The 23,268-nt window shown below is 54.6% G+C and carries 20 protein-coding genes and 1 pseudogene; 6 read left to right on the top strand and 15 right to left on the bottom strand.

The genetic code is table 11. From position 1 onward, the window contains the following. Positions 1–12: 12 nt before the first annotated feature. From RAM80_RS31230 to RAM80_RS31205, 6 genes are all read right to left on the bottom strand, one after another. On the bottom strand, positions 13–978 hold the full coding sequence (locus RAM80_RS31230) for a VOC family protein (protein ID WP_416427754.1): 966 nt from the start codon (positions 976–978) through the stop codon (positions 13–15). A 50-nt stretch (positions 979–1,028) separates the two neighbouring features. Continuing rightward, positions 1,029–1,346 carry an NIPSNAP family protein gene (locus tag RAM80_RS31225; RefSeq protein ID WP_416427752.1) on the bottom strand — a complete coding sequence of 106 codons (318 nt, stop codon included), beginning with the start codon at positions 1,344–1,346 and terminating at the stop codon, positions 1,029–1,031. Between the two features lie 46 nt (positions 1,347–1,392). Further along, positions 1,393–2,295 (bottom strand): 4-hydroxy-tetrahydrodipicolinate synthase, encoded by a 903-nt coding sequence (gene dapA / locus RAM80_RS31220; protein ID WP_416427751.1) that lies wholly within the window; start codon positions 2,293–2,295, stop codon positions 1,393–1,395. A 29-nt stretch (positions 2,296–2,324) separates the two neighbouring features. Continuing rightward, a complete protein-coding gene (locus tag RAM80_RS31215) occupies positions 2,325–3,077 on the bottom strand; it encodes an SDR family oxidoreductase (RefSeq protein WP_416427750.1) in 753 nt (250 codons plus the stop codon). Next, the gene (locus RAM80_RS31210) at positions 3,074–4,864 is read right to left on the bottom strand and encodes an acetolactate synthase catalytic subunit (RefSeq protein WP_416427749.1); all 1,791 of its coding nucleotides are present in this window, start codon (positions 4,862–4,864) and stop codon (positions 3,074–3,076) included. Before RAM80_RS31210 ends, RAM80_RS31215 begins: the two co-directional genes overlap by 4 nt. A 221-nt stretch (positions 4,865–5,085) precedes the next feature. Further along, positions 5,086–6,360 carry an OprD family porin gene (locus RAM80_RS31205; RefSeq protein WP_416427748.1) on the bottom strand — a complete coding sequence of 425 codons (1,275 nt, stop codon included), beginning with the start codon at positions 6,358–6,360 and terminating at the stop codon, positions 5,086–5,088. A gap of 353 nt (positions 6,361–6,713) precedes the next feature. On the opposite strand from RAM80_RS31205, the gene RAM80_RS31200 reads away from it, so the two are divergent. Continuing rightward, positions 6,714–7,391: a GntR family transcriptional regulator gene (locus RAM80_RS31200; RefSeq protein ID WP_416427747.1), complete on the top strand. Its 678-nt coding sequence runs from the start codon at positions 6,714–6,716 to the stop codon at positions 7,389–7,391. Positions 7,392–7,410: 19 nt separating this feature from the next. Here RAM80_RS31200 and RAM80_RS31195 read toward each other — a convergent pair whose 3' ends face one another. From RAM80_RS31195 to RAM80_RS31180, 4 genes are all read right to left on the bottom strand, one after another. After that, positions 7,411–8,316 carry a SphA family protein gene (locus tag RAM80_RS31195; protein ID WP_416427746.1) on the bottom strand — a complete coding sequence of 302 codons (906 nt, stop codon included), beginning with the start codon at positions 8,314–8,316 and terminating at the stop codon, positions 7,411–7,413. A 65-nt stretch (positions 8,317–8,381) separates the two neighbouring features. Then, positions 8,382–8,909 carry a cupin domain-containing protein gene (locus RAM80_RS31190; RefSeq protein WP_416427745.1) on the bottom strand — a complete coding sequence of 176 codons (528 nt, stop codon included), beginning with the start codon at positions 8,907–8,909 and terminating at the stop codon, positions 8,382–8,384. A gap of 56 nt (positions 8,910–8,965) precedes the next feature. Continuing rightward, entirely contained in the window at positions 8,966–10,078 is a 1,113-nt protein-coding gene (locus RAM80_RS31185; RefSeq protein ID WP_416427808.1) for an alcohol dehydrogenase catalytic domain-containing protein, read from the bottom strand. A gap of 396 nt (positions 10,079–10,474) precedes the next feature. Continuing rightward, positions 10,475–11,581: an alcohol dehydrogenase catalytic domain-containing protein gene (locus RAM80_RS31180; protein WP_416427744.1), complete on the bottom strand. Its 1,107-nt coding sequence runs from the start codon at positions 11,579–11,581 to the stop codon at positions 10,475–10,477. A gap of 463 nt (positions 11,582–12,044) precedes the next feature. Here RAM80_RS31180 and RAM80_RS31175 point away from each other — a divergent pair, with 463 nt between their 5' ends. The 5 genes from RAM80_RS31175 (at position 12,045) to tnpB (ending at position 17,800) form a co-directional block, all read left to right on the top strand. Continuing rightward, the gene (locus RAM80_RS31175) at positions 12,045–12,395 is read left to right on the top strand and encodes a LysR family transcriptional regulator (protein WP_416427743.1); all 351 of its coding nucleotides are present in this window, start codon (positions 12,045–12,047) and stop codon (positions 12,393–12,395) included. A gap of 53 nt (positions 12,396–12,448) precedes the next feature. Continuing rightward, positions 12,449–13,480 carry a LysR family transcriptional regulator gene (locus tag RAM80_RS31170; protein ID WP_416427742.1) on the top strand — a complete coding sequence of 344 codons (1,032 nt, stop codon included), beginning with the start codon at positions 12,449–12,451 and terminating at the stop codon, positions 13,478–13,480. Positions 13,481–13,564: 84 nt separating this feature from the next. Then, positions 13,565–14,020, top strand: coding sequence for a MarR family transcriptional regulator (locus RAM80_RS31165; protein WP_416427740.1), 456 nt, complete (start codon positions 13,565–13,567; stop codon positions 14,018–14,020). Positions 14,021–15,749: 1,729 nt separating this feature from the next. After that, the gene (locus RAM80_RS31160) at positions 15,750–16,778 is read left to right on the top strand and encodes a DUF4238 domain-containing protein (protein WP_416427739.1); all 1,029 of its coding nucleotides are present in this window, start codon (positions 15,750–15,752) and stop codon (positions 16,776–16,778) included. Between the two features lie 743 nt (positions 16,779–17,521). After that, entirely contained in the window at positions 17,522–17,800 is a 279-nt protein-coding gene (tnpB, locus tag RAM80_RS31155) for an IS66 family insertion sequence element accessory protein TnpB (RefSeq protein ID WP_416427738.1), read from the top strand. 82 nt (positions 17,801–17,882) lie between these two features. Here tnpB and RAM80_RS31150 read toward each other — a convergent pair whose 3' ends face one another. The 5 genes and pseudogenes from RAM80_RS31150 to RAM80_RS31130 form a co-directional block, all read right to left on the bottom strand. Then, complete coding sequence (locus RAM80_RS31150) at positions 17,883–18,356, bottom strand: hypothetical protein (RefSeq protein WP_416427737.1); 474 nt, start codon at positions 18,354–18,356, stop codon at positions 17,883–17,885. A 31-nt stretch (positions 18,357–18,387) separates the two neighbouring features. After that, entirely contained in the window at positions 18,388–19,245 is an 858-nt protein-coding gene (locus tag RAM80_RS31145; protein ID WP_416427736.1) for a hypothetical protein, read from the bottom strand. A 1,444-nt stretch (positions 19,246–20,689) separates the two neighbouring features. After that, positions 20,690–21,517: a lipoyl domain-containing protein gene (locus RAM80_RS31140; protein ID WP_416427735.1), complete on the bottom strand. Its 828-nt coding sequence runs from the start codon at positions 21,515–21,517 to the stop codon at positions 20,690–20,692. 276 nt (positions 21,518–21,793) lie between these two features. Beyond that, positions 21,794–22,009 (bottom strand): annotated as a pseudogene (locus RAM80_RS31135) (tyrosine-type recombinase/integrase); the annotation flags it as partial. Between the two features lie 391 nt (positions 22,010–22,400). Continuing rightward, positions 22,401–23,237, bottom strand: coding sequence for an aldo/keto reductase (locus RAM80_RS31130; protein WP_416427734.1), 837 nt, complete (start codon positions 23,235–23,237; stop codon positions 22,401–22,403). Positions 23,238–23,268 lie beyond the last annotated feature (31 nt).

Genomic DNA, 23,268 nt, shown 5'->3' with positions numbered 1-23,268 from the left:
AAGCTGTTCTGGTCAGCATTTGGTGACGTTAAATAAACCTTCGATAACGTTTACGTTTGCGCGCGCACCATTCTGTGCAGCCGCCATGCGAATACGTCGTGCGTCTTCCTGCCCTTCAGGCGGAAGCCAATTGCGGTCGTGCCCCCAGAAACTGGGACCATGAACAACCTCGTAGGGCTGCCACGTCTCAGGGTTGATCGCTAACCCGCCCCAACCACACTCGACCAAAAAGCCTGATGGGCTCTTGGCGTAAAACGAAACCACTTGGTCGTTGGTGTGCCGCCCCAACGTTGTGGCGATCCGCCCTTCGTCGACCAATGCAAGGTCATAAGCCTGACCCACATCATCCAGGCTAAGCGTTTCGAACATCAGGTGATGGATGCCCACTTCTCCCGTTTCCAGGATCGCAAGGCTATGGTGGCGCTGGTTCAGGTGCATGAAGACCGCCTTGAACGGCCGTTCGAAGTAATCACTCAATCGAAAGCCCAAAAGGTCTCGATAGAAAGGCAGGATCTGCGCGGCATTGGGTACGGTTAGCACTACATGGCCGATACCCATGTCCCCGGTGCGGAAACCGGACATCGTCCGCCCGGGTGTGAAAGGCGTGCCCGCATCGGCCAGCCCGTGATACACCTCAAGCCGATTACCTACCGGATCAGCGAAGACAACAAGATCGCGAACCTGACGCTGCTCGCAGAGCGCCCGGGATCCTCTGGAAATCTTGACGTGCGCTTTTTCCAGTCGTGCGGCAAACCGATCCAGGTGTAAGGCATCGGTCACCTCCCACCCCATAAACCCCAGCCCATTACGATTGGCATTGCTGACCGTCAGACGCTGACGCCGGTCGTCCATTCGAAACGCCATTGAATCGCTCACGCTGTCAGTCAGCTGCAACCCCAGAAACCTGGAGCCGTAAGCTCGCCAACCATCAAGATCGGTGGTGTCGACACCCAGATAACCTAATGCTTTAAGCTCCATGTTCTTGCCCTCTTGTCACGAAAGGGTTCCGACGTGTAACGCCGATGCGTCTAGGAGTGGCGCGGGGAGAAACGTGTAGGGAGAAGGATTTTGCTCTCCTGTTTTTGCATGACGTTGATGGTGGATTTAGCAGGGTCGGTCCACTCGGGATCCGACCACAAGGCCGCACGGCGGGCCTCGCGGTCCGCGTAATTCTCATACGCCCAGAGCTGGACAATCTGGTTGAGTTCGCCAGTGTCAGTGACGTAATAGCCCACCAATGTCCCAAGGTGCTTCTGCTGAATTGGAAAGCGTTCCCGCTCGAAAAACGGCAGCCATTCGCGGAGTTTTCCTGGTAACAGGGTGTAGGTTCTCATTTCAACAATCATCAAATTGACTCCAGTCATTATTCTTGGCGATGGATTTCAAATTGGACTATCGGGGCGTAAATAAACCGGCTTCCTGCATGGCGCGTAACACTAGTGGCTGGGCGGTTTCCGAGAGCGACAGCAAAGGGAGCCGACAGTGGGCTTCGATCTTTTCCAGCTGCGCCAATGCCCATTTTGTGGGGGACGGACTGCTTTCGATGAACAAGCTTTTGTGCAGCGGCATCAACTGCAAATGCAAACGTGCAGCAGCCCTTGCATCGCCTGAACGCGCTGCTTCACAGAGCCTGGCCATCAGGGTAGGCGCGACATTGGCAGTGACGCTAATGGTCCCCTCCCCCCCTAGCAGCATCAACGCTGCGGCAGTTGCATCGTCACCGGAATACAAACCAAACCCATTGGGGCGAGCGTGCAAAATCTCCGACGCTCGCTCGATACTGCCCGTGGCGTCCTTGACCCCTGCCACCCCGCCAACCTTTGCCAAGCGCAGCGTGGTAGCGAGCTCAATATCGACGCCGGTACGCGCAGGCACGTTGTACAGCAAGAGCGGCAAATCCACTGCTTCGGCGATCCGCGTGAAATGCTGGTAAAGCCCCTCCTGGGTCGGGCGCACGTAGTACGGTGCCACTTGAAGCGTGGCGCTCGCGCCGATTCCTTTCGCCATTTGCGTCAACTCGACCGCCTCACTCGTCGAGTTCGCACCTGCGCCGGCAATGACAGGAACACGTCCACTAACCTGGGCAACGGTGAAGGCGCACACCTGGGTGTGTTCCTCCACGTTGAGCGTGGCTGATTCTCCGGTAGTGCCCGCGACGCAAATGCCCTGGGTCCCCTCCCGCACATGCCATTCGATCAACCGCGCCAGCGCTTCAAAATCAATGCTCTTGTCTTCTCGCATGGGCGTCACGATTGCAACGATGCTGCCCGTGAGCCCCTTAGTAGGGTTATTCATTAGTCCTCCTGCTTTTGTTTGTCGTCCTTTTACAACTGGGGGGCCCCGAAAGCACCATTCCAGACTGGCGAGATAACCAGTTCATTGATGCAGACATGGGCGGGCATGCTGGCCACGAACCGCACTGCCGCAGCTATATCCTCGGGCTTGAGCATCTGGCGTAGCGCCGCCTCGCTCGGCGGGACTTTGCGACGCATCATTGCGGGTGTAGCAACCTCCGCCGGAGACACTGCGCAGGCGCGGATGCCATGCTTGAATTCCGAAGCATTCAAGCTAGTGGTCAGCGCAATGACCGCCGCTTTCGCAGCGCTGTAGGACGGCCCGGGCTTGGCAGAGACGAATCGGCCGGCCCAAGAGGCAATGTTGATGACGACGCCGCCTTTGCGCTGCCGCATGGCTGGCAGCACGGCATCGATCGTGTAATAAACGCCGCTCAAATTGATCTGCGTGACTTGATCAAAATCAGTGCTCGACAGCTCGCCCCATGCACGGCTGGCCACATTCATGCCTGCGTTGGCCACCAGGATGGTGACCGCGCCGTATTGTGCTTCAATGAAAGCCGCCGCATTTTTCACCGCATCAAAAGAGGTGACGTCGACGCTCACTGCAGCGGCGTTGGGACCAATAGCATGCAGACGCTCGAGCGCGTCCGCCAACGCGGGCTCTCCCCGTGCGGAGATCACGACAAAATGGTCGTCGGCCACCAGTGCCTCGGCAATTGCCAGGCCTATTCCGCTCGAAGCACCGGTCACCCAACACACGCTCTTCCAATGCCTGCTCATGACAGCCCTCCGACTTCCAGGAACTCGTCACTACCAGGGTTGATGTCACCACCAAATAGCGACAAAGGCGGGAATGCGTTCGGATCGATCATTACATCCAGCACAGCCGGTACGCCCGCGGCGAGCGCGCGCTGAATTGCACCCGCAAGATGTTCCGGACTATCGACGGTTTCAGCCCAGCAGCCAGTGGCACGAGCAATAGCCGCGTGATCGACAGATGCAAATCGGCACGCATCCGTGTGTACGCCGTAGTGAACATGCTCGGCGTGCAATTCATAGCCAAGAATGCTGTTGTTGAGCACGATCAGAACGACTGGAATGTTCATTCGCCGTGCCGTTTCAAGCTCCGACCAGCAGTGACCAAACCCACCGTCGCCCTCGATGGCGAACACCCGCGCGCCAGGTGCCCCCACTTTGGCACCCAACGCCATTGGGAACCCCCAACCCAACCCAGCGAGCCCGCGGGGGGTCAGGAAGCGCGAACCCGCGCGCCGCGAGGTCAGAAAACTGGTGACCCAGTTGGTGGAATAACTGGCGTCAGCGACAACGATATCGTCTGGTTTCAGGATCTTGTTGAGCTCGGCCATCAACGCTTCGGGACGTAGTGCACCTTTACGACCGACACCGATTGCCGTGCGCGCGGCCACCACCAAGGGTCCGCTCTGCTCAATCTGCTTCGTCACTGCAGCACGATGCTCGACGTTCGCACTGAAATCGTGATGCCGTAATTCGTCGACCAATGCAGCCAGGGTCAACCGCGCATCACCCAACAGCCTAACGCAATCGTAATTGCGCCCTAGCTCCATTGGATCAATGTCGATGTGGATGATGGTGGCGCCGGTAGGTACAGCCTTCCAAGAGTCAGTGCCGTTCTGATTCGTCCGGGTGCCTACCAGCACCACCACATCTGCATCTGTCAGAAAATACCCCAACTCATGCCCTGGAGTACCGGGCCCCATGCAGTTACCAAAAACGCCCAGCGAAAGCGCACCGGTTTCATCCACACTTCCCTTGCCCATATTGGTCGTGGCAACAGGAATACCGCACAGGTCGCTCAGCTCATTGAGGCTGGCAGTGGCACCGGACAGATGCACGCCTCCACCCGCTACGATGATCGGCCGTTTCGCGGCGATCAGCAGCCTGGCGGCATTGCTGATGGCATCGGCGGAAGGGGCGAACCGATCAAGCGGGTAGCCGCCCAGGTTGGAGGTGCGCGCGGTGTTCGATACAGCCGCTTTACGCAACAGGTCCATCGGCAAAATCAGCACTGCCGGCCCTGGTCGCCCACTGGCAGCAGCAGTGAATGCCTGGTCGATGTAATCATCCAGTCGCGAGACTTCGGTCAACCGCTTCACCCATTTGGCGCAGGACTGGAAGAGGCCCAGGTGATCAAACTCTTGGAACGCGTTGCGATCAGTCATGCTGGTCGGCACGTCCTGAACAATCGCCACGATGGGAACCGAAGCTTTAAGCGCTTCGGCCAAGGGAGCGACCAGTAAGGTTGCCGCTGGACCATTCTGCGCGGCGACAACGCCTACCTTGCCTGTAACCCGGGCGTAGGCGTCAGCCATGGCGCCTCCGGCGCTTTCGGTGCGGTAGCCAATCTGGCGGATACCGTAGTGATGAGCCACTACAAAGAATGCGGCGGGAATGCTCTGACCGAATACATGGGTTACGCCGTGTCGACGCAGCCCAGCAGCCAATACATCAGCTCCGGTCGTGGCCGCGAAAGCATTGCTGGCCCCATCCTGGCAATTGTCACTGTCGATTAATCGAACTTGGTTCATTTAAACCTCCGGTTTGCACCGCCCTAAGGGCATTGTCTGGGGCTGCGAATGCGGCCATTTTTATTGGAATGCTAGCATGCAAGCTAAGCCTCGATCAGGAAGGCGTCAACCATCAAACAGAACACAATATTCGTTTGGAGATGCGCTTCAATATCTGGTTATTCGATAAGTATCCAGGCATGTCCTCAGAGTTCTGCCCTCACCTTATCTACGCCGCGTGTTTACCAGAGGCTGACCGTGTAATCGATATTGACCCGGGTTTCATTATCGTCACGCATACTGGCGGCAGTTGAAAAATCATTCAAATAAAGCGAATTTCGAAGCCGCACAGTAAAACCTTTCAGGCTGCCTTGAAAGGCGTACGAGAGCTCAAGGTATCGTTCACTTTCCGTAAGACCATCCCCCCCCAGCGACGGTAGATCAATGTGGTCACCCTTGATGTACCGTGCGGTGGCTTTTAGTCCTGGCATGCCCTGAGCCGCAAAATCGTAGCTATACAGAACCTGCCAGGAGTGCTCTTTGGGATTTAAGAATTCCGAGCTTAGAAAACCTTCACTGACGACTAATGGCTCAGTACCCGCAAGATAGGGCATGGCCGTATTACCGTCCAGACGCATGTAACCCATGCCAAATGTGTGTGCTTGCAGGGAGTACGTGAACATAACGCCTGCGTTTCTATTGTCGACAGGCCCCGCCTTTGCCGCCCCGTTTTCTTCGGTCAAATAGTAGCGAAAGTCAGTTTTGAGCTTGCCGTAACCAACAGCCATGTTATGTTCGAAACCGGCATAGTTCTTGGTGTAGATATTGTCCAGGCTTGCATAATAATATTTAAGCGTCAGCGCCTGCGACACCTGGTAATCACCGCCGGCAAATAGAAACTTATCCGACTCCGCCGTGGCCAAAAAGCGTCGATTGGGTGACGCAACGCTCATCCGTTGATAATCTGTAGAATCACGATAGTTAATCCTATCCAGGTAGCCAACATGTAGGCTGAATTGGTCAAGGTCGGCAGAGCGAAGGTATGCACCGCGGAAGGTTTGAGGCAGCAACCTAGTTGGGCTGGCAAATGCGATCGGTAGGAATGTGGAGATAGTGCCTATCTGCAATTCCGTTTTCGAGATCTTCGCTTTGGCGGTCAAGCCGAGCTCCGAATATTCGTCTGATGCCCGCTTGCTGGTTGCGTTGCGTGGCAACAAACCCGTACCAGAACGATCAGGGGCGGAGTCCAGCTTGATGCCGAGCATCCCCGTGGCATCCAGACCAAAGCCCACTAGGCCGGGGGTAAATCCGGACACTATCTTCAAAATCCCGCCCTGCGCCCACTCACGTGCTGCATTCTGCGGCGTGACGCCTTTATAATCCCTGTCAAAATAGTAATTACGCAGGGTAAGAGTTGCCTTGCTGTCATCGATGAAACTGCCAGCATAACTCAGTGTTGCTGCCGAGCATGCGAACGGAAGAAGCAGCGAAACTGCTTTGGACGGGGATACTGGCATGGTTCAACTCTCATTTTATTTTTATAAAGAGGGCCGAGGCCCCGGCTAGATTTACTACTGATGACACGTGGCGTTTTGCCCTGTGGGATAAGCGAGTGCGGCCATTACCAATGACGAGTGACCGCAGGGTCAGCACCGCCCGCGACACAGGAAAATGCTTGGAGGCTAGCGCTTTTTCGGGTATACATGCTAGCATGTAGGGTTATCCATCATCCGTTTGTGCTGCATCGGCGGGCCCGGTGCAAGGCGTCATCGGTATAGGCCACACGTCTCTTGTGCCCTCCCGCCGCTGCCCCTGCAGTGCTTTCCCGAAACCCAAATACACTACGCCCCACCACATAATCCGAATCCCTATGCATACCCCAAACAAGAAAGTTGCTATCTATCAGGAAATTCTGCAGCGCCTGCTGAGTCGCAGGTATCTCTTTGGTGAAAAAATCCTGGTCAAGGAGATTGGCGAATCCACCGGGGTCAGCAGACAACCGATCATGACGGCGCTTAACAGCCTTCAGGAGCGCGGGTTCGTGCAAATTATTGCTCAGGTCGGCTGCCAGGTCGTCCAACCAAGCGCCGACGAAGTTGCTGACTTCTATAAAATGTTTGCCAACACCGAGGGGTTGATCGCAGGCCTTGCCGCTGAGCGCGGTACGCCAGCGGAAGTCGCGCGAATGAAAGAACTGAACGAAAAAATCGCTAATATCCGCCCGGAGCACAGTGACGCCGCAGAAAGTTACCGGAATCTGAATGTTGATTTTCACCGTCTCCTCCATGCGATGGCACGCTCACCGATCGTTTCAACTAGGCAATTGGCAAACTTTGAGCTCTCTGACTTTTTTATCGTTCAGAGTTGTGGCTTTTCCGCTCATCTCGACAACGTCACGGAAGAGCACGATGAGATTATTGCTGCATTGATGACTCGCAACAGTGACGTTTGCAGAACTGCGGCAATGCGGCATATCGACAGTGTCTCTCGACACGTGGTTGAAGCATTGCAGTCCGCCACATTCGCGGAAGTTACCGCCACCGCCTAAGCGCGTGGCGGTTATTAGGCTACAGAGGAAACGCGGCCTCCAACCAGACCGAGTCACCCATCGGTCCATTTTTTACATTGGTTTCATGCAGCCATTTCAGCACTACACCTGCGGACTGTGTGAAGGAGTAAAACAACTGCGGCCCTACGGCAAATTTTTCCAGCCGATTACCATTTGGCAAGTCCGTTCCGTCAATGTCGTCATCTGTTACCTGCTTCGTGTAATAACCGGCAACGCCAAACTGGAGTTTAGGCATGGAGTCGAACCGGTAGCCGACCATGTAGTCAACGTTGAAGACGTTTCCCGATCGATAGTCGGTGTCCTTGTTTCGCTGATTGACCGAAAAGGTCGGAGCAAGCGACACCTCCCAGTTGGGGTGAGGAAACCAGGTCAGGGCGAACTCGGAAATATAGGTAGTGTAGTTCGGGGTGGTGTTGGCCAGATCACGTTTGTCATACCCACCGATCGGCGTAAAGACGCTCACCCCCCCTAACAGATGCAGTTGAGGCGTAGGGGAGTAAAGAACATTCAGTGGCGTTATGTAGGCCTGCCGCATACCTGTTTTTTCATCTGACTGCCCCCCCGCCTCCACTTTGATGTGTCCGCCCGTGCCAATCAAGCCACTGGTAAACTGTACACCCGAGTCAGTCTGGTAATTCCAGGTATGGACAAGCCTGAGTGCCTGCACAAAGTTATCCAGCTTAAAGCCAGGAATCGCCGAGCGCCCAGAATTGCCTTTGTAACTGTCAGCATGGTAGTACACAGTGTAACTGTAAAATTCTGTACCTCCGGGCGGCGGCATCAATGCGGGAACAACTGTTTGAACACCAAGTGGCCACGTCGTATCTCCATTCTCCGTAGCACAGCTGAAATTTGTATACGATACGACAGACAGCAACAAGCACACGTAGGCACGAGTGTTCATATTCAATCTCACTTTTTTGTTATCTTATGTGGATTGTTCGGACGTATGACCGGTTGGGCGACAGATTACTCCGCGCTTATCAGCACAAAAGCCAGAGTCGCAGGTTTACTGCCAGTATTTCTCCAAGCGTGCACAGTGCCACGTTGAATAACCACACTGTGCTGCGCCAATTCGACCATGGCGCCGTCATCCAGCTCCAACGAAATAGTGCCATCAAGGACGATACCGTAATCAACCGTTGGCGTTGCGTGCATGCCGGGGCGTTCAGGGTCGAAATGATCGACCAGTCCCGTCAGGTGTGCCTGCTGCTCGGCGAAAGCTGCCGACGGATCGAAGGCGTCTGAGGCAAAGACGGTGTCGGGCGGAAATGTCACGATTGCCAGGGTGGTCCCACCCGCACCTGGAACGTAGGACGTTTGCGGCGACACGGGATCGACGCTGACGGTGGCGCTGCCTCCGGGCGAGGTTGCCCATACCAGCGCACTGGAGAACCCCGGAACATGCCGATAGTCATGGCGCCTTGGCACTGGCCCGTCGCTAACGATTACCGATCGCCCATCCACCGTTCCTGTAACAACACGTCTAATGCTCATTGTTTTTCAACCTTATACGTCTGAGATGGCGCCACCGCTCGGTGGCGCCGATTCCATTAACGGCCGGGGGTTACAACCACGTTGGTAAACCCGCCCTTGCGGTCTTCAAGTGCGTCCAAAGCTTCGTTGACCTGGGATAACGGGAACACTTCCTGATCGAAAATCGTGAGATCAAGCGTGCCGGCCGCGGCCATTTCGGCCATGTCCTGCCCTTCTGCAACGGAGAACCACAGCGAGCCAATGACGCTTATCTGGAAGCACATCAACTTGAACATAGGCAGCGGCAAATCCTCGGACATGCCGCCGATATCGACCATCCGACCACCACGCCGCAAGGCTTGAATCCCGGACACGCTGATTTGATGTGGCGCGCCTGGGCCGACTGCGTCGATGAATACATCCGCTCCCAGACTGCCGGTATGCCCCTGAACCCACTCTTCAATCGGCTCATCGCCAATGGAAAGCACGTATACACGTGACGGGTCTATTTGCCGGACGCGCTCCAGCAGCGTCTTGTTGCGGGCCATGCCCAAGACTTTCGTGGCGCCCATGGCCAACGCCAGCATGACTGCACCCAACCCCAACGTACCGGTTGCCCCGTTGATCAGGACTGTCTGCCCCGCTCCCACGTTGGCTTTTTTCAACGCAGAATACGCAGTCCCCAGGTACCCAAAGCGGCAACCCTGTTCAAAAGTGATGGACTCAGGGAGCTTGACCAGACCACCAACAGGCGCCGTCATGTATTCGCAGAATCCTCCGTAGGGATAATCCTCGAAAACACGCTGCGAGCCAGGCCCGAAGCCGAAGTACCCCTGGAAGGTGAACGCTGTGCAATTCAGATGTTCACCGCGCAGGCAAGCATGGCATGAGCCGCAACTACGCCCAGGGTTTACGTACACTCTGTCACCCGGCTTCACGCCATGGACATGAGAACCCACAGCTTTCACCACACCCGCCGCGTCCAAACCGTAAATTGCAGGTAGCTTGGGCAGCGGCAGGTACGGGAACCAGGTTGGATAACGCTCAATAACGTTACGTAGATTAGGCACCACGTTACAGGCCTTGACCTCCACAAGGACATCATTGGCACCACACGATGGAATATCGATCTGATCGATGGTGAATGTTGGGCCGACTTCATGGAGTCGTGCAGCTTGCATTTTGCTCATGGTTTTATCCTTATTGAGAGCGCGCGCAAATACATCCGCCATAGGCAGATGCAGTGGGAAATCAACGGAATAGGTGTCGGAACTGCTGAAGCGAGCGGCCCAGACAACAGCCATGAGCGGCATCGCGTATCACCAGGCACAGGCCGGCCCGATCATCGCAAGAGAATGGAGGGTGGATGTACAGGGCATTGAAAGATGTTTTCATGCTGCACCATATTTTTGTTGTTGGCTTAATCTTGCTCGCTTAAATACTAGCATGCAAGCTCTTTGTCAGATTCGGATTTCCATCCGTCGCCCTTCCCTAGCCAGGGGGGGCACCCCAGTGGTGACATCATCCCCAATGAGGCGCGCCCGGCAGCAAACCTGGTGCGACGCCACATCTTGCCAGCTGAATGCTCAGCCGTGATTGATCGTGAAATTGATGAAGCCATCACCATCAGCCGCAATATCTGCCAACGCTTCATTCAACGACGCGAGCGGGTAATTCCGCTCTTCAAAGAACGTCATATCCAGCAACCCTGACTCGACCAGCTGGACCATCTCGTCGGCCTCGGCAGTGGTGAACCATAACGACCCGATGTAGTGAAGTTGGGCGCACATGAAAGGATGAGGCTCGATAGGAATCGGTCCGGCAACGCCACCGATCTGGACGATGCGACCACCGCGCACCATTGCACTCATTGCGTCTACAGACAACGCTGCAGGAGCTTTGGCACCTAATGTGTCGAGCATTACATCCACACCACCAGGCACTTTCTCCAGAACCAGGTGGCTGACACGGTCGGAGATGATCCGGACTGTTTCCACTCGCCTCGGATCAAGCGCTTTCAGCTTGGCCAGTGCCTGTTCATCGCGCGCGGCGACGACCACCTTTGCCGCACCGAACGCAAGTGCAAGCAGCGTCGAACCAACCCCCAAGGTGCCCGAAGCACCGAGTATCAAGATACTCTGACCTGAGCGCAGGTTGGATTTTCGCAGGGCGGAGTAGGCCGTTCCCAAGTAACCGAATCGGGTCGCCTGTCGGTAACTCAGCAGGGCTGGCAGCCGAACGAGCGAAGTAACCGGTGCGACCATAAATCGGCTGTATCCAGCATGAGGGTACTTCTCGAAGAGCGCTTGGGAGCCAGGTCCAAAACCAAAATATCCCAGGAAGGTGTAAGAATCGCACCGCGGGGTTTCGCCCTGACGACAGAAGCGGCACTCACCGCAACCGATGCCTGGATTGACGTAGACTCGATCACCGGGTTTGAAGGATGTAACCCCTGACCCCACGGATGTGACTGTCCCCGCTGTATCGAGGCCAAATACAGCTGGAAGCTTGGGCAATGGCAAAAACGGATACCACTCGGGAAAATGAGTGGTGACATTCTTCAAATTGGGGATGAGGCCGCTCGCCTCGACTTTGACCAGCACATCATGTACGCCAGGCTCGGGCACGGGAATCTCGTCCAGGACGAAGGTTCCACCGATCTCATGCAGTCGTGCAGCCGTCATTGTAGGCATTGTCACTAACCTCCAGTCAGCGTGACTTTCTGTAGTCACTCGTTATTTTTGTTCAATGCACCGGGGCGCTCTGTCGGGGCCCTGATGGTAAACCGCTCGAAATGCATGGGCCCGTGACGTCAAATGCCGCCTTCCGGCCCCGATTGCGACGATCGCGTCGCGGTCAATTTGCCACGCTAAAATACTAGCATGCAAGGATTTTTTCTCGCCCCCCGAAGCCCTTCGCTGTTTCGCGACACTACGCTTTTCGCCCCGGCGAACACCCTTAGCCTCCCTCTGCGCGTGTGCCGCAACCTGACGATTACACCTCTTGCCAGTCCGCCAGTTATCGCATTATGGTGCATAATACCGCAATATGATACATTCACTTAAGTGCAGATGGCCTCTGCCTTCACCTCAAACCCACTGCTGGGTAGAGGCGAAGATGATGATCAACTAATCAAGGGGTAGACGGGGGATTGACATGGGCAGCGATGCGATAGCACTGGAACGAGCAGACGTAAAGGTTGATACGGCTCTGTTCTCGGAGATTGATCTGAATCTAATGGTCACCTTCCTGGTTATTTATCAGGAACGTAACGTTAGCCGAACCGCTGAAAAGCTGGGGGTCACACAGCCCGCGGTGAGCAACGCGCTGCTCAAGCTACGTCTTCATTTCAACGATGCACTCTTCGAACGATGCCGGCACTGGGTGCGCCCGACCTTCAGAGCCGAACTACTGTGCCGGGAGCTCTCCCCCGCCATTGATGCACTGCAAATCCTGCTCAAGCGCGACAGATTCCTACCAGACACTCCGGGCTGTGCTGACGAGTGAGCTCGCTTAGGCGATGTTGCCTGGCTCGTTTACATGAATAAACAGGAGGTCCCATGGATCAGTTAAACGCAATGCGAATTTTCATCAAGGTCAGCGAACTAGGCAGCTTCACCGCTGCGGCGAACGCGATGGACCTTTCCACTGCCTCCATTTCACGCTCGATTGCCGAGTTGGAAAACACGATCCAGGCGCGCTTGATGCAGCGAAACACCCGCCGCCTGTCCCTGACCGAAGTTGGAGATCGCTACCTCGCATCCTGCAAGGACATCCTGTTCAGAATCGAGGAAGCCGCAAGCGAAGCAGGCCAATCAATCCTAAAGCCAAGCGGCTGCCTGAAGGTTTATTCAGACTCAGAGTTTGCGGTTGAGTGCTTGGTCCCTCTCATTGTTGAGTACAACAAGACATGTCCGGATGTCTCGCTCGAGTTCACCCTCTCGACAGGCCCCCGCCCAGGAGCCATCTCGATCGATCACCAGGACGTCCAAATATCGTTATCCAATGATCTACCGGACTCCGAGATGATCGCACAGCAGCTCGGATGCTTTCCGAACGTGCTGTGTACATCCCCGGGTTATCTGGGTGCGCATGGCATTCCTACGCATCCTCGGGATTTGAACGACCACATCTGTTTGCGCTCATCTGATCAAAAGCTCTCGGAGCAATGGGTTTTTGAGGGCGATGGCGAAGTTCCTGTCCAAGCAAGTGAAACCTTCAAGGTGAATGTCGCGAACGCTCTCGTCATCGCAGCCAAGAATGGAATGGGCATATGCCAAATCCCAAGCTTCGTTGCAGCGAAATCTCTTGCAGATGGAACCCTCATGCGGATCCTTCCCGAGTATGAGCTGCGCCCTAAAAACGTCTACATCATCTACCCATCGAAGCGGTTTCTGGACGCCAAAATCAAAACGTGGGTGAGCTTTCTGAAACGCACCCTGCCGGCAGTGCTCGCCAGGCACTCCAAAATAATCGACGACCCCGACTGCTGGGCTTCAAGCAGTGCCAACGCGGCACGCATTCACGATGAGGGTGTAGCCAGTCAGCGCTCTGCGCTCACGAAGGTTACCCGGTTAAAAAAACTGGGTTGATTCCCTCCCTTATGCACCTGGCTCTGCCTCGACTCAATAGCGGCCCTACGCCGCTGCCACTGCCCTGCGAAGCGATACCTAAAAATGACAATCTCCCACCTCAACGCCTACCTGCTGGTCACCAAGGCCCGTGTCACCCTGGAGAAATGGATGACAGCGCAGCTCAAGTCTGCGGCCCTGACGATCACGCAATTTCGGCTGCTGGAGCTTCTGGCCAAACACGGAGGCACAAGCCCGGTGCAGTGCAGTATGCGCCTGGGCATCTCCAGCTCCGCCGTAACATTGGTGCTGGACCAGCTTGAATCCAGGCAATTGCTCACCCGCGCCCGGGTGCCATCTGATCGCAGAAGCTTGCGTGTCCAACTTACCCAAGAGGGAACCAACGTCCATGCGCAGGCACGCGCAGCGCTACAGAGCAGCCAGATGGAGGCCGAAGAAAGACTGCCGACGACCTACTTCACGTCACTGAATGCCCTGCTCGAGTGTTTGGAACTGTTGCCCGGCGACAGGCTATCGGTGGTGCACAAGCGCCACCGCTGATTAGCTTGCCATTGGCCTTATGGAGCAACCATGAACATCAACGTACTCATCGCCACCGTCATAGTCTTTTGCTTCGTGGTGGCACTGGTTCATTATTGAACACGCATTAGGGTGGAGGCTTCCTCTGCGTTTTTGTGCCATCGCGACGTGTCCCTTCTGGTTGATCCACTTGTCGCTGGCCGTTGCTGCTGATTAGTGCATTAGTGTTCGCCGTCCAATTACGATTAGGCGTTCAGGCTTCCGAATTATGGTCAATATCAGTCCGCAGCGGCCATCCTTGGGCACCACGAGGTGCTGCAAGTAGCCTCGGCGCCCATCATGCCCTGACATCACGCAACCGATAACCTTGTCATCTATCTTCGCGAGGAAACTTAATCCTGGATTACGTTCTAGGTAACGGCGGGGGGCGCTGAGGGAATCAGCTTCACGGACTGTCACGCCTGGAGTCTGGCTCATCAGTCGTATGACGGTGTCTTAACCGGCAATAGTGATAACGTACGTAGTGAACGCTAGTGGCTCGTTATCCGTAAATATCTCATCTCGGCAACAGTTTTTGGATTGAAAGCTTCGGTGGACTTCCAAGGGTTATACTGGCCTATTGCCGCAGGATTAGCTGTATAGGGATGCCCAGTGACAAGGAGTCAGTATGTGTAATGCGTGGAATCATCCTAGGAACTGTGCATGTGGCTGGGGGAGCCTGGGATACTCTGGCCGCTCCCATTCTCTTCTTAGTGGCCAGCACCGTGGCGCGATTAGTGAAGAGCATTGGGCTCACTCCTTCAAGGCGAGCTACTTCAGCTATATCAGTCCCAACGCGGTTTGCCCAGCGTGCGGCGATTCAGTATTTTTCTACCAGGCTCCAAATGGAGGCCGGCTTTTTTTTGACGCACTAGGCCCTCCTTGGCCAAAACATCCTTGCACTAACCTGGCCCAGGCGGGCACCTCAAAAAAGCAGCTGCATTCAGCTCAACGGGCGGGCGCCCCTGATCGTTCATATGAATGGCAGAATTATGGGTGGACGCCATTTTTCATCCAATTCGTGTCAGCCATCGACAAAAATTTCCTGAAAATAACAGGTACATTGTCGGGCGAGGCACTCTGCCTATACGTCCAGCGTCCGCGGGCATACTCGCCCAGCACTTTTCTGTCCGAGCGCACCGTTGCTCACTTGAAGCTAGAAGTAAAAGGAGCTTATCAGCTGTCATTTTTACTTCCTGGGGGGGGCAGCGTATTACGCTCTCGTCTTTTCGATGCTCGCAGATGCGCATTCAGAGCAGAGCAGACAGCTGGAGGCAAAACTTACATCTGCCCACCAGAATAGATTCAGAGGTGAACGTCCCAAGCGCCGAGAACCAACCCAGCGTCAACCTAAAGCCTCACGCAGTCGTTCCGAGCCAGTGCCAGAGACAACGATGGCCCTTGCCTTTAAGAAGGCGAAAACGGAAGTGGATAAATAACGCTTTACCGCAGGGGTGAGGGGCGCCCCCCCACACATGAGCCGTTTCTGCCGTCCTTCAGCTGGCAAAATCGAGAGCGCGGCGCTTTGGTTAATAGGATTGCTTGACTAGCGAGGATCCTGAGCTAGATCCACCGATGGAAACCGCATAAGTGAGGAGAGGCTGGTGATTCGTTGCACCATTACATATTGCCTGAGGGATCCCGACATACCCCTCCTGGATGCCTTCATCGTTAATCAGGAAAAAATCAACTCCACGAGCAGGAATCTATGATGCAGCAGTTACGCAAGGACAATCACTATGTACCTGAGCTCTATCTCAAACAATGGGCAGATAAGGATGGTGTCCTTACGTACCGATTGCTGGTGCCCAGCGAAAATACTAGATCCTGGAAAAAGCACTCCTTGAAGGGTATCGGTTACCAGAAGCATCTCTACACTTACTGGGCCGCAGGTGCGGAAACTGATGAATTTGAGTGCTGGCTAGACCGTGAGTTCGAGAGTCCTGCTCACGAGGCTATTCGCAGGGTGGTGCAGGAAGATCGGTTAGAACCGAAGCATTGGCGGCGTTTGGTGCGGTTCGCATTGGCCCAGGATGTCCGTACGCCCGCTCGGCTGAAGGAGTTCATCCGGCGTCAAAATTTAACGCTGAAACCTTTGATGGATGAGGTCATGCAGCGCTCCATTCACGAAATGGAGGATGCGGTGCAGCGGGGCATACCGTTGCCTCAGCTGGACGCAGATGACATCGATCCATTCCCGCTCTTCAAGACGTCAATTGAACCACTGGCTGAAGGCGGAGGGGCCGTTAAGGTTGAGACGATCGTGGGGCGGCAGATGTGGATCTGGAACATGAGGCGGATACTGACGCAGACAATTCAAAAGTTGCCCAAACATCGATGGACAATTCTGCATGCTCCACAAGGGATTTCCTGGCCGACCTCCGACAACCCTCTGATAAAGCTCAACTATCAGGACTCAAAGAACTACAATATGAAAGGCGGCTGGGGAGTAAATAGAGGCGATATCCTGCTTCCACTAAGCCCGAAACACTTGCTCCATACCTGCATCGGCCAGAGAGGCTGGCCGCGCGGAACCGCCCTCCCCATTGAGACGGCCCTGGGTATCCGAAAGGTCATCATCGAGCATGCCCACCAATATGTGTTTGCCAAAGAACCAGGAGACATCCACCTTATCCGCCCTCGGATAGTATGCCCGGAGACTTGCAGGCAAGAGAGGGCAGCTTGGGATCGTTGGCATGTGGAGCAGTGCACTGCAGAGCGAGAAATGCAAGCCAGGTGAGAATTAAGCTCAACTACGCATAGCCCGCCTCCTCGTCACTACCATTGATACGTTATCGCCCGCCCTAAAAGTCTGCACATCCGGTGGGAACATTGCGCGGCTTCGACGCTCACCCTTGCGTAATAGCACTGCAATGTTGAAGTCGCAGAACGGTTTCACTCCTATGAAGCGAAGCTGCGACTGCTAATGGTCTTGGATCTGGCGAAGCCCCAAGCTTTCTGAACTGCATAGGCTGTAAAAAAAGGAAGGTTGGCTAAGTTCGCACTGGTTTAGTGACATCAGTAGGTCAGTAAGACAGCCGTTGTGGTGCTTGCCGAAGGGAAGCGATAGTAAGCGCCCGGTGAACACACCTACCAAAGTTCAGCATTAAGGACGATGGTGTCCGCTTATTTTTAAGCGGACGCGATCGCCCTTATCGCCAGGATTTCCATGCGCCAACGAAGCTCTTACCCCAAATCATTCAAAGCCTAGGTCGTCCAGGAGTGCCTGCAACTCGGAGCGACGATTTCCAGCGTAGCCATCCACCATGGCATCAACGCCAACGTTATCCGCGAGTGGCTACCCATCTAGCGAGAACAACCACCCGCAACCCTGCCGGCTTTCGTTCCTATAAAAGCGGCACCAAGGCGCACAGCCGAAGAGATGGCGATCATCTCGCTGCCTCTGGGCGATAAATCGATCACAGTAAAATGGCCAACCGCAGACTCAGACGGCTGCGCACATTTTATTCGTGGCTTGGCCCGATGATTCGCATCGATGCCATCTGGCTCGCCACTGAGCCCATAGACATGCGCGCGGGCACTGAGACTGCGTTGGCCAGAGTGGTAGCGGTGTTTGGCGCGGCGAAGCCGCACTGTGCGTACCTCTTTGCCAACCGCCGGGCGAACCGCATGAAAGTCCTGGTGCACGACGGCGTCGGTATCTGGCTAGCGGCGCGACGCTTGTACCGGGGCAGGAGGAGTGTCTTTCTTCCCCATTACCCACAGGACGGCAAAAAGAATCAGGAGCGGGACAAACCATGACTGGGATTTCTTGAGCATATCCATTGCCCTCATTCGGCACGCATTACAACGGCTGTCTTCCTGACCAACCTGACGTCGTCCCCTATTGCCATCTTAGCCAAGCTTCCACTTTTTGCAGCCTGTTCAGTTCCAAAAGCTTGGGCTTGCCAAGATCCAGCACCCCAAGCAGCCGACATCTCGCCCCAGGGGAAGGGAACCATTCGGCGACTTCAACGTTGCAGAGTCTTGAATCGCTCAACGCCCATTTCACGATCATGTCTGCTGCGGCTCTGTAGTGATCAGCCATGAAAAGCCTTTCGTCCTCTACGGGCCAGCCACTCTCCCTGCGCTGCTCGGTCACATCAGTGATGCCCGTGTCACCGAAAAACGCATCGGTGTCTGGGTAGTGAATCCCTGCAAGCGACACCTTGGCGATCCTATTCATGTGATTGGTTGAACTCGCATCAACGGCAAGGGGCCTTGGCCAGACGGTTGCTGCGGGCATGCAGGCGAGCCGATCAAGCGGAGCATACCGCTTGATCGTTGCCCACATACCGCAGGAAGTAATATCACTCACTCAGGCTCGCGAGGACTTCGTTGAGCTTGATTCAACGAATAGGTAAGCGCAGTTTTTCCTCGACAAGTTTGGCAAGCTCCATCGTGCACTCCACCAAGTTTTTGAATGCACTGCTGACCGCATCGGAAATGCTCTGAAACTCCGAATAGGGAACGCGCTTCATGGTAAGCGTCTGATTTTCGAATCTATAATCAAACTGTTCAAGACCAAGCAGTTGCTCGTGGAAGCTATCAACCGCGTTCCGCCAGCTCGAATAAGCCAGTTTGAAATCCTTGCTGAGCAAGTCAGGCTGAGCGGTCATTCGGAATATATTTAGGTCGTCAAAAATCGCAAAAAATCCGCTCGGAAAAATCTTAGGCTCATACGATTCGTGAAACAAATGGATGAGCTTTCTGAAGCTCACAGTCGAGAATAGCGTTTCGAAAAAGTCGTGATCGTTTGAGGTTTTTCTTTCAGGAAAGCCCAGTTCAGCCCGTAGGAAGCCTGCCTCAGGTGCGCTCACAGCGTTTAAAATGTCTGCGCAGTCGAAAACAGAAGTGTCTTTCGTGAAACTCAATTTCTTAAGTTTAACTTTATCTGCGAGCTGTAACAGCTGCCCCGTGACGAATGTGAAACTTTCGGCACCACCCTTCTGTGCCTTGTCCATATCACTTAGAAATTTGGCCTCGATGTCCTCATAGGGCTTCAATGTTTTAACAGGAAAATAGCATGCGACTCTCAAGGTGCCATCGAGGCTTTGAAGGTCACGCCCTCCATCCCTTCCCCCTAACGGTGACACATTTTCCAGTCTGGGATACCCGATATACGAAAGAAAAGCAGTGACGAAAATCTCGGCTTTCCCGGCGCTGTGGGGCCACATTCTAAGCACTGACGCGATGGAATCTTGCATATGAGACCTGGCAGGTTGCTTGGCGATTAGATACTCAGCGATGAGTCTGAGCGACCAATCATACTCATGGGCTCGGCAGCGAGCCATATGCCACAAACACAGGGTGCGAGTGATGCTCCAGGCATCTCTGAATGCTCTTGACTCTGAAGGGCACAGCTGAAGAATTCCGCTAGCGGATGAACATGCTGCCGATCAGGATGAGGGTAGGCGTCCGCTTAAAAAGACTAGAAATGGTGTCCACTTAAATTTAGGTGGACACCATCGCCTTAAGCGATGGCGTCAGGAAGGTGTGTTGCCCAGACGGTTACGAGCGATAGGCCTGACGGCCCCGATGAGCGAGCGTTAGGAATACTGATCAACCCACCCAGCATGCCTAGGGCGAAACTGCGGTTCGCTCTGACCGCATTCGACCCAAAGCGGCCGCTCGCCAGGGGCCGCATTCGGCCCAGAGTGTGTAAAAACGCAGGCACGGTTTTGAAGTCTGCGCTGCTACGCGAAATCCTTCAGCATTTGGCTAATCAGCGGAGCTGGAAGTTCCATAGGCGCGCGATTTAGCCCCCAATCAGGCCACCAAAGCTGCTCGAAAGCGTTTTTACACAGCCTCGGCCATAAGCTGCCCTGCGGACCGTAGAAAAGTGCGCCGAGGAGCGGAGTATATATGTACTCCTGGCGGAGATTTTCAGGGCAGCGGTTCTTTCGCCCGTCTGCAACGGCCAAAAAGAAACGCACAGGCGTACCTTCATGTTGCGGAATGATGCAGACCTGGTGACGTATTCGGTGGAGCGGAGTCGGCCTCATCTATACTTGGGGGCATGCCCACTGAAGGAAAAAATCGATGCCTCGTGTAGCAGACCAGGACAGTGTCGAGCAAATAAAGACTGAAGTGTCGCAAGCGATGGCCGCGTACCATCAGTCACTGGGCAAATGCCCGCCAGAGGAATCTGCGCGGCTAGAGAATATATTGCTCGAAAAAATCGCAGTACTGAGCGCTTACGCACAGTTGATTTCCGGCAGCGCTGGAACGGTGCAATAGGGGCTTCAGGATCGCCCAGGCCTTGATCGGTTACCCTTTTCCCGTTAGCAGATACCTACAGTTCCCTCAGCGATGCCACTTCAATCTGACGAGCCCAGTTCCATGTCAATCAACCGCTTCCGGCCAGAAGCGGTCTGTGGTTTGAGGCCCTAGTCTGTCCTGAATCTGTCCAATATGTGTAACCGTGTATGCTTTCGTTGCGACCAAGCTCGCCGATCATCTACCCTATGTCGACAGGAAAAAATTCAGCCCCGCCATGTCGCCATAGTCGTTTCGGCCTTGGCCAAATGGGTTGGAGCTTGTGGGGTGCTGCTACAGCCGCTGCCGGAGGCACTCCGCGAGCGCACTACCGCCCTTCACATTATGGCAATCACAAATTTGGGCGTCTGTTACTAAATAAAAACAAGCGTTTTACTCAGGCTTTATATAAGCAAGCACGGCGCCAGGCAGCACCTTATCGCCAGGCTGAACCAAAATCTGTTTGACCCTTCCGCTAACTAATGCATCCACCTCAACAACGGCTTTATTATCGCTAAGGTCAAAGATCGTATCTCCTTTACATACGTTTAAGCCAACCTTTAAATATATCTCATCCACTTCCATCTCAAACATCGCGGGTGATAATACAGGAGTAAAAACATCTTTCCAGAGATCGCCACTCCTCAGTGAATTAGAAATTTCTAGGTTTCTCGCCCTGCCTGTTAAGAACTCTTCAACTTTAGCCCATGGAATTATCTGTCCTTGGCTTATACATTGCCGGACACCCAAATCAACCATTTCATGCCTGGCCTTCGCGCATAGCGCTTCCAATTCAGACTTTGCAACTCCGGTAGACGCTGCACAAATTTCCAATGCGCTGTATATTGCTGCTTTGCCCAGCAACAATGGCCCACTCCATCCTACCTTACCCTCATTTACGCGGTTCTCTGCATAGTCTACAACCTCGCGTAGCACAAATTGGTATCGAAGTATTTCAGATTTATCTCCAATCTGAATCAAATCGCCAAGACTTTTTATTCGCGACGCCAGCAACTCAAATTTATCGCTTTCAATTTTCTCAATAACCTGTGCAGCGGATTGTGATATGGCCAATTTCAACTCAGATGCGGCCTCCTTGAAGCTTGATTCCAAAACGACCGCAGCATGTCCATTATTCAAATCTTTGGGAGTTGAGGGTTCATTAAGGCGGTCCATAGCCCATCCAAGTGCGTAGCTGGTAAGCGTTGAAAGAATACTCACTGAAGGTGTACCTCCTGGTCATTGATGCTGCATACCTTAGCGGTTGCCCGTGGAGATTGTCATCATAGTCAGAGGTTTTCGGTTAGAAAAATAATCGGGTCAACACTGCTCGCTTGCAAACTTTGCCACGTAGTGGTGGCAGCTAAGCAAACGTCGCAACAGGCATCTCTAGGCCGACACGCCTATCTGCGTTGCGTAACGGTGTCTCTCTCGCCGCTCGACTGGCGGCTACGGGTCGATTAGCGACGGCCTTGGGTCAACCGTCGCTATGCACAGTCAAACCTCGGTCTGTTCCGCAATTTCCAAGGCACCATCGACCTCGATCCCCAAATATCGAATGGTGCTCTCCAGCTTTGTATGGCCGAGCAGCAGTTGAACCGCCCTCAGGTTTTTCGTCCTGCGATAGATCGGTGATGCCTTTGTACGTCTCATCGTATGAGTGCCATACATGGCTGGATCAAGGTCAATGGCTTTCCCCCAACCTTTGACTAAACCACTCGCTGTAGCCGCTGCCGCCAGGCTGCGCTGGCCGCTGGGTAAGCTAGAGATTTCCAGTGTGGTTGAAGGCCAGCGCAGCCTGCGGCAGCGGCTACAGTGCTGGGGCTGACCGTCCGCATTGGGTCGAAAGCAGCCATTGGAGAATGGCCGCCTTCTGCCCAAAAATGGCCAGCAGCCACGGATGCTGGGCCCATGACTCCGGTTGATCCCCAATGCTATTTCTTTTTACGCAGCCCCACCGCGACTCCCATCAATGCCAGCGCGCCTCCTACAGCATGATAGCTATGCAGCCGCTCCCCCAACACCGCGCACGCCAAGGTATGCAAGCAGCTAGGAAAAAGACAGTCCTCGCAGCGTAGGTGGGCCTCATCAGCAAGATGCAGGTTCAAATGCCCATTTCGATGGTTTCCGGATCCGGCCCCAAGCGGCCGGCTTGCTTGAGTTGGGCAATCGCTTCAACCTCCCGACGGCTGAGCTGAAAGTCGAATATGTCGATATTGGCCGCAATTCGTTCGGGATTGGACGAGCGAGGTATCACCACATAGCCATTCTGAAGGTGCCAGCGAAGGATGACCTGGGCAGGGGTTTTGCTGTGGCGCTGAGCGATTTCAGCGAACAGTGGCAGTTTCAGTACCTCACCGCCCTGCCCCAGCGGGCTCCAAGACGAGACAACGATGCCTTGCTCACGGCACCGATGGCTCAGTTCGGCTTGGTTGAAATCGGGACGGACTTCGATCTGGTTGATTGAAGGAATCACGCCTGTGTCATCAATGATATGCGCCAGATGCTCGCTATTGAAATTGGACACTCCGATTGAGCGGACCCGACCTTCCTTTCGCAGGCGCACAAAGGCCTTCCAAGTGTCACGATAGGCTCCCTTTTTCGGGATGGCCCAATGGATCAAGTACAGGTCCAACGTTTCAAGGCCCAGACGCTGCATGCTGGCGTCGAACGCTCGCAAGGTGCTGTCGAACCCTTGATCGGCATTCCATAGCTTTGTCGTGATGAAGATTTGGTCGCGGCCCAGATCGCTTTCCATAACCGCTCGGCCAACTCCGGCTTCGTTACCGTAACTCATCGCCGTATCAATATGTCGGTAACCGGATTCCAAGGCAATCCTGGAAGACGCATAAGCCTGCGCGTCGTCCAGTTTCCACACGCCGAAGCCCAGTTGCGGAATCTCTACGCCATCATTGAGGGTAATCCGTGGAGCGGATGCCATGGCTATCTCCTGATAAAGATTGAGGGGGACA

Source organism: Pseudomonas sp. App30, from assembly GCF_047947025.1.
In the GTDB taxonomy this organism is placed as follows: Bacteria; Pseudomonadota; Gammaproteobacteria; order Pseudomonadales; family Pseudomonadaceae; genus Aquipseudomonas.
Note: the sequence above shows the minus strand (reverse complement) of the source record. Positions and strands in the feature narration are given on the sequence as shown.

Coding starts and splice junctions, on each gene's coding strand:
- RAM80_RS31215 (WP_416427750.1), bottom strand. CDS start 3,077: ATGAGCAGGCATTGGAAGAGCGTGTGTTGGGTGACCGGTGCTTCGAGC.
- RAM80_RS31190 (WP_416427745.1), bottom strand. CDS start 8,909: ATGAGCATTAGACGTGTTGTTACAGGAACGGTGGATGGGCGATCGGTA.
- RAM80_RS31180 (WP_416427744.1), bottom strand. CDS start 11,581: ATGCCTACAATGACGGCTGCACGACTGCATGAGATCGGTGGAACCTTC.
- dapA (WP_416427751.1), bottom strand. CDS start 2,295: ATGAATAACCCTACTAAGGGGCTCACGGGCAGCATCGTTGCAATCGTG.
- RAM80_RS31160 (WP_416427739.1), top strand. CDS start 15,750: ATGCAGCAGTTACGCAAGGACAATCACTATGTACCTGAGCTCTATCTC.
- RAM80_RS31195 (WP_416427746.1), bottom strand. CDS start 8,316: ATGAACACTCGTGCCTACGTGTGCTTGTTGCTGTCTGTCGTATCGTAT.
- RAM80_RS31225 (WP_416427752.1), bottom strand. CDS start 1,346: ATGATTGTTGAAATGAGAACCTACACCCTGTTACCAGGAAAACTCCGC.
- RAM80_RS31210 (WP_416427749.1), bottom strand. CDS start 4,864: ATGAACCAAGTTCGATTAATCGACAGTGACAATTGCCAGGATGGGGCC.
- RAM80_RS31205 (WP_416427748.1), bottom strand. CDS start 6,360: ATGCCAGTATCCCCGTCCAAAGCAGTTTCGCTGCTTCTTCCGTTCGCA.
- RAM80_RS31170 (WP_416427742.1), top strand. CDS start 12,449: ATGGATCAGTTAAACGCAATGCGAATTTTCATCAAGGTCAGCGAACTA.
- RAM80_RS31165 (WP_416427740.1), top strand. CDS start 13,565: ATGACAATCTCCCACCTCAACGCCTACCTGCTGGTCACCAAGGCCCGT.
- RAM80_RS31185 (WP_416427808.1), bottom strand. CDS start 10,078: ATGAGCAAAATGCAAGCTGCACGACTCCATGAAGTCGGCCCAACATTC.
- RAM80_RS31175 (WP_416427743.1), top strand. CDS start 12,045: ATGGGCAGCGATGCGATAGCACTGGAACGAGCAGACGTAAAGGTTGAT.
- tnpB (WP_416427738.1), top strand. CDS start 17,522: ATGATTCGCATCGATGCCATCTGGCTCGCCACTGAGCCCATAGACATG.
- RAM80_RS31200 (WP_416427747.1), top strand. CDS start 6,714: ATGCATACCCCAAACAAGAAAGTTGCTATCTATCAGGAAATTCTGCAG.
- RAM80_RS31130 (WP_416427734.1), bottom strand. CDS start 23,237: ATGGCATCCGCTCCACGGATTACCCTCAATGATGGCGTAGAGATTCCG.
- RAM80_RS31145 (WP_416427736.1), bottom strand. CDS start 19,245: ATGCAAGATTCCATCGCGTCAGTGCTTAGAATGTGGCCCCACAGCGCC.
- RAM80_RS31230 (WP_416427754.1), bottom strand. CDS start 978: ATGGAGCTTAAAGCATTAGGTTATCTGGGTGTCGACACCACCGATCTT.